Genomic DNA, 11,621 nt, shown 5'->3' with positions numbered 1-11,621 from the left:
ACCAGTTGCGCGCGCAACCCAAGCCAAGGACAGAATGCCCATGACCCGCCCCATCATTCTTGATCTGACACCCGATGCGCAGGGCATGGTGGCGTTGCTTGCGGCCCTGCAGGTGCCCGACCATGTGCGTCCGGTGCTGGTGCTGTTCAGTGGCCAGGCTGCGCGGGTGGATGTGGCCATGGCCCATGCGCGCGACCTGCTGCGGGCATACGGGCTGGCGGATGTGCCCGTGCAGGCGGGTTGTCCCGGCACGCTGGTGCAGGCCTATGGCGTGGGGCATGACCTGCCGCCGGGAAATGACGGGCTGGGGGCGGCACACCTGGTCCAGGCCATCCGGGCCTGCCCGCAGCATGGCGCGACTGTATGCTGCGCTGGCCCGCTGACCACGCTGGCGCTGGCACTGGTGCAGGCGCCAGATGTGGGGGCGCACCTTGATGGGATCATCTTCAGTGGTGGCGCGTTCCATACGCGCGGCAATGCAACACCGGTGGCCGAGCGCAATATTGCGGCCGATCCGGAGGCGGCAGCCACGGTTCTTGCCGCTGGCGTGCCGCTGACCATCGTGCCGCTGGGCTGCACGGAGCGCCTGAAGGCGGATGCGGTATGGATGGAACAACTGGCCGTCATGGGCGCAAGCCCCGCCACCATGGCCGCACGGGTACATGCCGAATTGGTGGCCGCGCGCAATGGTGGCGCGCGTGGTAGCGGCGTTGATATCGGTCTTGCGGCGGTCACGCCCCTGCTGGCGTTGCTCAGCCCCGGTATTTTCCAGGGGCACCTTGCGCATGTGAACGTCGAACGCCAGGGCACCTACACCCGCGGCATGACCGTGGCGGTGCGTGGGACGGGGCATGACAACGCGCTGGTGCTGGAAAGTCTTTCAGTCGATGCCGTGCGCGGCATTCTGCGCGACCTGCTGCTGCTGGCTACCAGATAAGGGCTAGCAGGGGACTGGTAGGCAAAAAATAATGGCGATGTGGGGTAAAGTTGCACCATGGGCGATCATGACGGTTGCGGAAGCAGCGTGACCTCCAGTATTGCTCCCGGCATTCCGGTGCGCCTGCGGGTGCTTGTTTTGAGAACTGTGATGCGTGTGGCGGCGCGGAGGTCTTCTGTATGGATCGGTCTGCAACATCCCCTTCAACCCTGACCGGCGGGGAAAGGGGAAATGGCGATGCCATATTCACCACCATTGTCCGCAGTGCCGCCATTCTGATCCTGCTGGGGCTGGGCGGCATGGTCGTGGTCATGGCGTGGGGGGCGCGCGGCGCGTTTGCAACCTTCGGGCCGGGATTCGTGCTGGGGACCGCGTGGAACCCGGTCACGCAGCATTTTGGTGCTGCCGCCCCGGTATTCGGCACGCTGGTCACTTCTGTGCTGGCCATCATGCTGGCCGTGCCGCTGGCCTTCGGCATTGCAGTCTGGCTGACCGAAATAGCGCCTGCGCGCATTGCAAGCATCATCGGCACGCTCATCCAGCTTCTGGCTGCGGTTCCCTCCATTATTTTCGGCATGTGGGGGTTCGCGGTGCTGGTGCCGTTCATGGCCCATTATGTCGAGCCGCTGGCCAGCCATACGCTGGGCCGCGTGCCGGGTATCGGTATCATGTTCCGTGGTGCGCCCTATGGCACCGGTTTCCTGACCGGAGGCATGATCCTGGCGGTCATGGTCACGCCGTTCATTTCCGCCGTGATGCGCGATGTCTTCCTGTCCATCCCTGCGGTGCTGAAGGAAAGCGCCTACGGTCTGGGCATGACCCGGTGGGAGGTGGTGCGCCGCATCATCCTGCCGTGGTCGCGCTCTTCCGTGGTGGGGGGGATCATGCTGGGGCTGGGCCGCGCGCTGGGCGAGACGATGGCCATCACCTTCGTCATTGGCAATGCCAACCATATCGGCTGGTCGCTGTTCTCGCCGGGCAATACCATTGCCTCGCTGATCGCGCTGGAATTCCCGGAAAGTGCGATGGGCAGCCTGAAATTCTCCTCGCTCATGGCGGCAGGGTTCCTGCTCATGCTCATCTCCCTTGGCACGCTGGTCTGCTCGCGCTTCCTGCTGCGTACCGGCAGGGTGGGCTGAACCATGGCGGGTCAGGACATGACGGATGCCGTTGGCGCGCGCTGGCAGGGTAACAGCCTGTCGGACATGCGCAGGCGGATGGTGGACCGGGTGGCAACGGGCCTGTGCTGGTTTGCCACGGCGCTGGTGCTGCTCATGCTGTTTTCCATCCTGTTCGTGCTGGTGCGCAACGGGATCGGGGGGATGCGCTGGGCAACGCTGGTCCATGTCACGGCCCCGCCGGGGCAGGGGGGCGGGCTTGCCAATGCCATTGTCGGCAGCCTGATCCAGACTGCCCTGGCCGTGTTGATCGGCGCGCCCATAGGCCTGCTGGTGGGCATCTACCTTGCGGAGTTCACGGCAACGGACGGACGGCTCATTAACCTGGTGCGCTTTGTGTCCGACCTGCTGCTTTCGGCCCCGTCCATTCTGGTCGGGCTGTTCATCTACATGATCGTGGTGGTGCCGACGGGACATTTCTCGGGTATGGCGGGCGCGCTGGCGCTCTCCATGCTGGTGGTGCCGGTGGTGGTGCGCACGACGGAAGATATGCTGCGCCTCGTGCCGCTGCCCATGCGTGAGGCGGCGATCGCGCTGGGCGCGCCCCGGTGGCGGGTCATTCTGATGGTCTGTCTGCGCGCCGCGCGCGATGGAGTGACGACGGGCGTCCTGCTGGCGCTGGCCCGTGTCTCGGGCGAGACGGCGCCGCTGCTCTTTACTTCGCTTGGCAACATGAACTGGTCGGTCTCGCCCGCGGCGCCCATGGCGAGCCTGCCGGTCACCATCTACCAGTATGCAGGGGCGGCGTATGATGACTGGACCGCGCTGGCCTGGACTGGCGCGCTGCTTATTACGGCCGGGATTCTCATCATAAACATAACCGTAAGACTGGGGCTGGGACGGAACAGGAAATGAATATGACAGCAGCGGAAAAAAGTTCCGTTCCCACGGCGATATCGGTGCGGGGGCTGAACTTCTATTACGGGGCGAATCACGCGCTCAGGGATATCTCGATTGATTTCCCACAGGGGCAGGTCACGGGCATGATCGGGCCTTCGGGCTGTGGCAAGTCCACGCTGCTGCGTGTGCTCAACCGGATGTATGACCTCTATCCCGGCCAGCGTGCGACGGGCGAAGTCATTTTTGATGGTTGCAACATCCTTGGTCCCAAGGTGAACCTGAACGTGCTGCGCGCGCGTGTGGGCATGGTGTTCCAGAAGCCCACGCCATTTCCCATGTCGATCTATGACAACATCGCCTTTGGCGTACGCTTGCATGAACGCCTTGACCGTGCGGCGATGGATGCGCGGGTGGAAGATGTGCTGCGGCGCGTTGCCCTGTGGCCGGAAGTGCGTGATCGGTTGAGGGATTCAGCGGCGGCGCTGTCGGGTGGGCAGCAGCAGCGGCTGTGCATTGCGCGCACCATCGCCACCCGCCCCGAAGTGGTGCTGCTGGATGAACCGACCAGCGCGCTGGACCCGGTCTCTACCGCCCGGATCGAGGAACTGCTTGATGAACTGAAGGCAGATTTCACCATCGCCATCGTGACCCACAACCTGCAGCAGGCCGCGCGGTGTGCCGATCAGGTTGCGTTTTTTTATATGGGTGAGGTGGTGGAGGTAGATAGTGCCGACCGCATGTTCACGACCCCGCGTGAAAAACGCACGCAGGATTATATAACCGGTCGTTTTGGCTGAGGCGCGGGGCCGTGCCCCTTACACTTTGTAGCAAGTTTGGCCACATTGGAACACCTGGTCTGTTGTAGCGTTGCGTTCGCAGGCCTTGCATGACCATCCTGAGGCATGCAGGGTAGAGAACGAGTTATAACAGGAGTAGACTTGGTTCCCATGATGAAGAAAATGATTCTGGCCGCCGCCGTTGCCGGTAGTCTCGCAAGCCTGTCCGGGCAGGCCATGGCCGCCCATCACTACGCCCCCCCGCCGCCGCCCGGTGGCTGCAACGGTGGCATGATGGGTGGCCCTGGCGGGTTTGGTGGCATGCCCTTCCTTGGTAATGTCCAGCTGACTGCTGCCCAGCACAAGAAGCTGAAGGCCATCCTGCAGGACAGCCACCCCGACTTCCATGCAGACATGGAGAAGGAGCACCAGATTCACCGGCAGATTCAGGACCTGCTGGCCACACCGGGCAAGGTTGACGAATCCCAGATCGTTGGCCTGCAGCAGCAGATTACCCAGTTGCACCAGTTGCACGAGGCTGCCCGCCTGCAGACCGCGATCCGCATCCACGATATTCTGACCACGGATCAGCTGAACCAGATCCGTGAAACGCAGGGCAAGATCGACAGCCTGCACGAGCAGCTGCGTGCGCTGACCGCCCCGCCGCCGGAAGATGGTAAAAAATAAGGAACCTGTCCCGCCACGTGCGGAGCAGGATCAGGAAAACGGCTGCCGGCTTGTGTCCGGCAGCTGTTTTTTTATGCCCGTGCGCGTAATGCTTGACAGGGCAAGATAGGGCGCGATACATCCAGCCCACAATCAGGCACGTCACTTCGCGAGGGTTCGCGCAGTGGCGCGTCCTCTTTTGGGGAAATACGTTGTTCGAGACACTGTCAGGCAAGCTTTCCGGTGTGTTCGATGGCCTTGCCAAGCGTGGGGCCTTGTCGGAGGCCGACGTTACGGAAGCCATGCGCGAAGTGCGTCTGGCCATGCTGGACGCCGATGTAGCGCTGCCTGTCGTCAAGGATTTCGTTAACAAGGTTCGTGAACGTGCCGTGGGGCACGAGGTGCTGGACAGCATCTCCCCCGGTCAGGCCGTCGCCAAGATCGTCAACGATGCTCTGATCGACGCGCTGGGTGGCGCGGGCGCCGTTCCGCTGAACCTGAACGCTGCCCCGCCAGTGCCGATCCTGATGGTTGGCCTGCAGGGTTCGGGAAAAACCACTACATCAGGCAAGATTGCGCGCCGCCTGGCGCAGCGTGAGCGCAAGAAGGTGCTGCTGGTCAGCCTTGATACCCAGCGCCCCGCCGCCCAGTTGCAGCTGGCGCAGTTGGCTGAGCGCGCGGGTGTGGCGTCGCTGCCCATCGTGGCAGGCCAGACCCCGGTGCAGATCGCGCAGCGTGCAATGGATACGGGACGGCGCGAAGGGTATGACATCGTCATCCTCGATACCGCCGGTCGCCTGTCGATTGACGAAGCGCTGATGGAAGAGGTCCGGGCCATCCGGGCCGAGACCGATCCGGCGGAAACCCTGCTGGTGGTCGATGCCATGACCGGGCAGGACGCGGTCAATACCGCCAAGGCTTTCAACGAGGCCGTGGGTGTGACCGGCGTTGTCATGACCCGTATGGATGGCGATGCCCGTGGTGGCGCCGCCCTGTCCATGCGCGCCATTACCGGTGCGCCAATCAAGCTGACCGGTTCGGGCGAGAAGCTGGACGCGCTGGAGGAATTCCACCCCGAGCGTGTCGCAGGCCGTATCCTTGGTCTGGGCGATATTGCCGGACTTGTGGAAAAGGCCGCCGATACCCTGGATCATGAGGAAAGCGAGAAGCTTGCCCTCAAGATGATGCAGGGCAAGTTCGATCTTGATGACTACGCGGCCCAGATCCGCCAGATCAACAAGATGGGTTCCATTTCCGGTATCCTCGGCATGCTGCCCGGCATGGGCAAGCTGAAGGATGCGCTGGGGGACAAGGAGCTTGATACCTCCGTCCTCAAGCGCCATCAGGCCATCATTTCATCCATGACCCGCAAGGAGCGGCGCACGCCCTCCATCATCAAGGCATCGCGCAAGAAGCGTATCGCCGCCGGGTCCGGCACGACCGTGCAGGAGATCAACCGTCTGCTCAAGCAGTATGACGCGATGGCCTCCATGATGAAGCGGTTCAGCAAACTGGGGGTGAAGGGCCTGATGCGTCAGGGCCTGTCCGCCCTCATGCCCAATGGGGGACGCCCCCCCGGTGGCGGCGGGCGTCCGCCGTTCGGCTGACCCCATAACGCCGTTTCCGTTTTTCTTTTGTCTTTTTTCTGTCTGGAGAAGTCTTAAATGAGCCTCAAGATCCGTCTCGCCCGTGCTGGTGCGAAGAAGCGTCCCTACTACCACATCGTTGTGGCTGACAGCCGCTCCCCGCGTGATGGTCGCTTCATCGAGCGCGTTGGTTCCTACAACCCGATGCTGCCGTCCGACCACGCCGACCGCGTGCGTCTGGTGGGTGAGCGCATCACCCACTGGCTGTCCAACGGCGCTCAGCCGACCGACCGTGTGGCCCGCTTCCTTGGTAACGCAGGCCTGGCACCCAAGCCGACCTGGAACGAGCAGCCGAAGAAGTCCGCGCCCAAGAAGCGTGCGCAGGAACGTGCCGCTGCTGCTGCCGAAGCAGCCGCAGCGTAAGACTGCTGGCGCGATAGACAGGCAGGAAAGGCAGGTAGTCATCCCATGAACCGCGATCATGTCCTGATGGGTGTGGTGGGTCGTCCGCATGGCGTGCGGGGGCTTGTGCATGTGCACAGCTATACCGCCGTGGCGGAAGACCTGGCCACCTATGCCGGGCTGGTCGATGACCTGGGGCGCCCGTGGCGGCTGTCATGGCATGGCAATGGCGTGGCCCGGCTGCATGATGCGGCAGGTCACGCCATCGACAGCCGCGAAGCCGCCCAGCAGATGGTCAACCGCAAGCTGTACGTGCCACGTGCCAGCCTGCCCGAAACGGATGAGGACGAATTTTATTTCGCTGATCTGGTCGGACTGGAAGTACGTGAACACGGCACGGACCGTGTGGTTGGCCATGTGGCGGCAGTCCATGATTATGGCGCGGGCACCAGCCTTGAAATCGACGGCGCAGATGGCAACACCCTGCTGCCATTCACCGAAGCCTGTGTACCGGTGGTGAATGTTGGCGCAGGATGGGTGGCCATCTGCCTGCCTGATGAGATCGAGGTTCCCGTCGAATGCTTTCCCGGCACGGCGGGGCAGGGGAACGCACCATGACGTGGCAGGCAACGGCGCTGACGCTGTTTCCCGACATGTTTCCCGGCACGCTGGGGCATTCGCTGGCCGGGCGCGCGCTGGAGCGTGGCATCTGGTCCGTGGAAGCGCGCGACATGCGCGAATACGGGTTGGGGCGGCACCGGGTTGTGGATGACACGCCATTTGGCGGTGGGGCGGGTATGGTCATGCGCCCTGACGTTGTGGCGGCAGCCATTGCCGATATTGACCTGGCGGGGCGACCGCTGGTCTATCCCACGCCACGCGGGCGGCGGTTGATGCAGGCGGATATCCGCCGGTATGCGGCGGGTCCGGGTGTTGTGGTGCTGTGTGGGCGGTACGAAGGGGTGGATGAGCGCGTGCTCGAAGCCTCGGGTGCTGAACAGGTCTCGATAGGGGATTATGTCCTGTCGGGCGGGGAAGTGGCGGCGACCGTGCTGCTTGATGCCTGCGTGCGGCTGCTGCCGGGCGTGATGGGATCGGGTGAAAGTGCGGTCGAGGAAAGCTTTTCCGACGGTCTGCTTGAATATCCGCTTTATACCAAGCCGGCGCAATGGGACGGGCGCGATGTGCCCGAAGTCCTGCTGTCCGGTCATCATGCCGCGATCGCCAAATGGCGGCGCGCGGCATCCGAGACGGTGACGCAGGCGCGTCGGCCGGACCTGTGGGCTGCCTATCGGGTGGTTACAGGTCAAGACATTTCCCGGACCGCAGGCATCCGTGTCGATGCGGACCGGCTGAACTGAACATGAAATCCTATCGAACGAGGACCGGATCATGAACATCATCCAGAAGTACGAGGCGGAAGAGATCGCCCGCCTGACAGCCAAGCGCGCCGTGCCGGAATTCGCTCCGGGCGACACCGTGCGCGTCGGTGTGGAAGTGGTCGAAGGCACCCGCAAGCGCGTGCAGAACTACGAAGGCGTTGTGATCGCCCGCTCTAACAAGGGCCTGAACAGCAACTTCACCGTGCGCAAGATTTCCAACGGTGAAGGCGTGGAGCGTGTGTTCCCGCTGTACTCCCCCACCATCGCCGAAATCGCGGTTATCCGTCGCGGTGTGGTCCGTCGCGCTAAGCTGTATTACCTGCGTGGCCGTCGCGGCAAGTCCGCCCGTATTGCCGAGCGCAAGCGTGAAGTTGCGGCCCCTGCAGCCGCTACTGCCGCCGAGTAATTGCCGACCCTTCGCCCGTTTCCCACTATTATGGTGGAAACGGGCGAACCGTTTTTATGCAAGATTTTATGGCTGCCTGTTGCGTGCGTATCCTGCGCGTGATGGCGGCCTGTTTCCGTCCGGGAGAGGAACATCAAGATGGCCCCGCGCACATTGTTCGACAAGATATGGGACAGCCATGTGGTCGAAACCCTTCCGGACAAGACGGCCATCCTCTACATCGACCGGCACCTTGTGCATGAAGTCACAAGCCCGCAGGCGTTCGAGGGGCTGCGTCTGAGCGGTCGCCGCCTGCGTCACCCTGATGCAACGATCGCGGTAGTGGACCATAACGTGCCCACCTCCGACCGCACCCTGCCAATCGAGGAAGCCGAAAGCCGCAACCAGATCGAGACGCTGGAACGCAACGTCAAGGAATTCGGCGTGCCGTATTTCCCGCTGCTGTCCGCGCGCCAGGGCATCGTGCATGTGGTGGGGCCGGAGCAGGGGATTTCCCTGCCGGGCATGACCATCGTGTGCGGTGACAGCCATACTTCCACCCACGGTGCGCTGGGGGCGCTGGCGTTTGGCATCGGCACGTCCGAGGTCGAGCACGTGATGGCGACCCAGACCATCCTGCAGAAGCCGGCAAAGAACATGAAGGTCGTGGTCGAGGGGCAGGCCGGTCCCGGTGTCACTGCCAAGGACATCATGCTGGCGATCATCGGCCATATCGGCACGGCGGGCGGCACGGGGCATGTGATCGAATTCGCGGGGTCTGCCATTCGTGAACTCGACATGGCAGGTCGCATGACGATCTGCAACATGTCGATCGAGGCTGGCGCCCGCGCGGGGCTGGTAGCGCCTGACGAGACCACGTTCGAATACGTGCGCGGTCGTCCCTTCGCCCCCAAGGGCGAAGCGTTTGACGAAGCCGTTGCCTACTGGAAGACGCTGGCGGCTGACGAGGGGGCACATTACGACCGTGTGGTGGAACTGCGCGCGGAAGACATCACGCCCGTGCTGACATGGGGCACCAGCCCTGAAACCGTCATTCCCGTAACCGGTAATGTGCCTGACCCGGCAGCCGAATCCGATCCGGCGCGGCGCAAGCAGATGCAGCGCATGCTGGACTACATGGGGCTGGAAGCCGGACAGAAGATCGCGGGCACACCGGTTGATGTCGTGTTCATAGGCTCGTGCACCAACAGTCGGATCGAGGATCTGCGTGCTGCGGCCAGCGTTGCGGCGGGGCGCAAGGTGGCACCCGGCGTGCGGGCGATGATCGTGCCAGGGTCAGGCATCGTGAAGGCGCAGGCGGAAGAGGAAGGGCTGGACAGGGTATTCCTCGATGCCGGGTTCGAGTGGCGCGAGGCCGGATGTTCCATGTGTCTTGGCATGAACCCCGACCGGCTGACGCCGGGGCAGCGCTGTGCCTCTACCTCCAACCGTAATTTCGAGGGCAGGCAGGGCCCTGGTGGCCGCACGCACCTGCTATCGCCCGCCATGGCTGCCGCCGCCGCCGTGACCGGAACCCTGACTGATGTGCGGGAGCTGATCTGATAATGGATAAATTCACCATTCTTACGGCCATTGCCGCCGTCTTGCCGGAAGAAAACATTGATACCGACAAGATCATTCCGGCGCGGTTCCTCAAGACCACCAAGCGCTCCGGTCTAGGTGTGCATGCGTTCGACAGTATGCGTTATCGGCCTGATGGCACGGAAAATCCCGATTTTGTGCTGAATCAGGAACCGTATCGCAAGGCCGAGATCCTGATTACGTACGATAACCTTGGCTGCGGGTCGTCGCGTGAACATGCGCCATGGGCGCTGCTGGATTTCGGTATCCGCTGCGTCATCGCGCCATCCTTCGCCGATATTTTTAACAACAACTGTTTCAAGAACGGCATCCTGCCGATCGCGCTGCCGCGTGAAGTCTGCACGGAACTGATGGATGACGCCCGTCAGGGTGCCAATTCCCGCCTTACGGTTGATCTGACGCGGCAGGTGATTGTTCGCCCCGACGGCAAGGAAGTGCCGTTCGACGTTGATCCGCTACGCAAGCAGCTGTTGCTGGAAGGGCTGGATGATATCGGCCAGACGCTTCAGCATGAAAAGGAGATCACGACCTTTGAGGAGCGTCGTGCCAGGGCGCAGCCGTGGATTCCGCACATCGTCCTTGACTGAGGGCGGGTGCCGCACCTTAGCAGACCGTTCATAAACAGATTATCCGGATGGGAAACGTCATGTCCGCACCCAAGAAGCTTCTGATTCTGCCAGGCGATGGCATCGGCCCCGAAATCATGCAAGAGGCCCGGCGCATCATGGACTGGATGGCGCAGGCGCGTGGCATCCGTTTCGATATCAGCGAAGATCTGGTGGGCGGCGCGTCGCTGGCGGCGCATGGCCAGCCGATCACGCAGCAGGTGATTGACGCGGCACGGGCGGCAGATGCGGTGCTGTTTGGTTCGGTGGGTGACCCGAAATGGGCGTCGGCCGGGTTTGATCGCCGGCCTGAAATCGCGATCCTCAAGCTGCGTCAGGAACTGGGCCTGTTCGCCAACCTGCGTCCGGCCAAGGTATTTGATTCGCTGCTCGATGCCAGCACGCTCAAGCCCGATGTCATTCGTGGGCTGGACATCATGATCGTGCGTGAAACCGTGGGCGGCATTTATTTCGGTACCCCGCGCGGGATCGAGACGCTGCCCGATGGGTCACGTCGCGGCATCAATACAGAAGTCTATACTACAGCGGAAATAGAGCGCGTGGCTCGCGTCGCCTTCGACCTGGCGCGCAAGCGCGACAATCGCGTGTGCTCGGTTGAAAAGTGCAACGTGATGGAAAGCGGCCTGCTGTGGAAAGAGGTCGTGACCACCCTGCATGAGCGCGAATACAAGGACGTGGAACTGAGCCACATGCTGGCCGATAACTGTGCCATGCAGATGGTGCGCAACCCGCGGCAGTTTGATGTGATTGTGACCGGTAACCTGTTTGGTGACCTGCTGTCCGACCTTGCCTCCATGCTGACCGGCAGCCTTGGCATGCTGCCTTCGGCAACACTGGGGGCGAAGGGCGAGGATGGTCGCACGCCTGCGTTGTATGAGCCGATCCACGGCAGCGCGCCCGACATCGCAGGGCAGGGCAAGGCGAACCCGCTGGCGCAGATTCTCTCCTTCGCCATGCTGCTGCGTTATTCGTTCGACATGCAGGAAGATGCCGCCATGATCGAACAGGCGGTATCCAACGTGCTGACGCACGGCCTGCGCACGCCCGACATCATGAGCGTGGGCAAAATGGAAGTGAATACCGCTGGTATGGGTAAAGCCGTCGTGGCTGAACTGGACCGGTTGAACAAGGCAGCCTGAACCGCAGAGGTTTTGCGTGATGTGCAACAAAAGGCCAGCATGGTGATATGCTGGCCTTTTGCATTTCAGAACTGTTGCACAATAACCGGTTTTAAAAAGGCA

General features: G+C 62.6%; 13 protein-coding genes. All 13 read left to right on the top strand.

What is annotated here, in order from left to right; translation table 11 throughout:
* Window positions 1-40 precede the first annotated feature (40 nt).
* The 13 genes from GLX_RS04885 to leuB all read left to right on the top strand — a co-directional run bounded on the left by GLX_RS04885 (window position 41) and on the right by leuB (window position 11,519).
* Complete coding sequence (locus GLX_RS04885; RefSeq protein WP_041247191.1) at window positions 41-937, top strand: nucleoside hydrolase; 897 nt, start codon at window positions 41-43, stop codon at window positions 935-937.
* A 179-nt stretch (window positions 938-1,116) separates the two neighbouring features.
* On the top strand, window positions 1,117-2,076 hold the full coding sequence (gene pstC / locus GLX_RS04880) for a phosphate ABC transporter permease subunit PstC (RefSeq protein WP_014104902.1): 960 nt from the start codon (window positions 1,117-1,119) through the stop codon (window positions 2,074-2,076).
* Window positions 2,077-2,079: 3 nt separating this feature from the next.
* Window positions 2,080-2,970, top strand: coding sequence for a phosphate ABC transporter permease PstA (pstA, locus tag GLX_RS04875; RefSeq protein ID WP_014104901.1), 891 nt, complete (start codon window positions 2,080-2,082; stop codon window positions 2,968-2,970).
* Entirely contained in the window at window positions 2,967-3,752 is a 786-nt protein-coding gene (gene pstB, locus GLX_RS04870) for a phosphate ABC transporter ATP-binding protein PstB (protein WP_014104900.1), read from the top strand. Before pstA ends, pstB begins: the two co-directional genes overlap by 4 nt.
* 150 nt (window positions 3,753-3,902) lie before the next feature.
* The gene (locus tag GLX_RS04865) at window positions 3,903-4,418 is read left to right on the top strand and encodes a Spy/CpxP family protein refolding chaperone (RefSeq protein WP_041247190.1); all 516 of its coding nucleotides are present in this window, start codon (window positions 3,903-3,905) and stop codon (window positions 4,416-4,418) included.
* A 191-nt stretch (window positions 4,419-4,609) separates the two neighbouring features.
* Window positions 4,610-6,004, top strand: a complete 1,395-nt coding sequence (gene ffh / locus GLX_RS04860) for a signal recognition particle protein (protein WP_014104898.1) — start codon at window positions 4,610-4,612, stop codon at window positions 6,002-6,004.
* 57 nt (window positions 6,005-6,061) lie between these two features.
* A complete protein-coding gene (gene rpsP, locus GLX_RS04855) occupies window positions 6,062-6,406 on the top strand; it encodes a 30S ribosomal protein S16 (protein ID WP_014104897.1) in 345 nt (114 codons plus the stop codon).
* Window positions 6,407-6,451: 45 nt separating this feature from the next.
* Entirely contained in the window at window positions 6,452-7,003 is a 552-nt protein-coding gene (gene rimM / locus GLX_RS04850) for a ribosome maturation factor RimM (RefSeq protein WP_014104896.1), read from the top strand.
* Window positions 7,000-7,746, top strand: coding sequence for a tRNA (guanosine(37)-N1)-methyltransferase TrmD (trmD, locus tag GLX_RS04845; protein ID WP_014104895.1), 747 nt, complete (start codon window positions 7,000-7,002; stop codon window positions 7,744-7,746). The genes rimM and trmD overlap by 4 nt, the downstream gene beginning before the upstream one ends.
* Window positions 7,747-7,777: 31 nt before the next feature.
* Window positions 7,778-8,173 carry a 50S ribosomal protein L19 gene (gene rplS / locus GLX_RS04840; RefSeq protein WP_014104894.1) on the top strand — a complete coding sequence of 132 codons (396 nt, stop codon included), beginning with the start codon at window positions 7,778-7,780 and terminating at the stop codon, window positions 8,171-8,173.
* Between the two features lie 138 nt (window positions 8,174-8,311).
* Window positions 8,312-9,715, top strand: coding sequence for a 3-isopropylmalate dehydratase large subunit (gene leuC, locus GLX_RS04835; protein WP_014104893.1), 1,404 nt, complete (start codon window positions 8,312-8,314; stop codon window positions 9,713-9,715).
* Window positions 9,716-9,717: 2 nt separating this feature from the next.
* On the top strand, window positions 9,718-10,341 hold the full coding sequence (leuD, locus tag GLX_RS04830; RefSeq protein WP_014104892.1) for a 3-isopropylmalate dehydratase small subunit: 624 nt from the start codon (window positions 9,718-9,720) through the stop codon (window positions 10,339-10,341).
* A gap of 59 nt (window positions 10,342-10,400) precedes the next feature.
* Window positions 10,401-11,519, top strand: coding sequence for a 3-isopropylmalate dehydrogenase (gene leuB, locus GLX_RS04825; protein WP_041247189.1), 1,119 nt, complete (start codon window positions 10,401-10,403; stop codon window positions 11,517-11,519).
* The last annotated feature ends 102 nt before the right edge of the window (window positions 11,520-11,621 follow it).

The organism is Komagataeibacter medellinensis NBRC 3288 (genome assembly GCF_000182745.2).
GTDB classification, from domain to species: Bacteria; Pseudomonadota; Alphaproteobacteria; order Acetobacterales; family Acetobacteraceae; genus Komagataeibacter; species Komagataeibacter medellinensis.
This window is presented reverse-complemented; position numbering and strand designations above follow the sequence as displayed.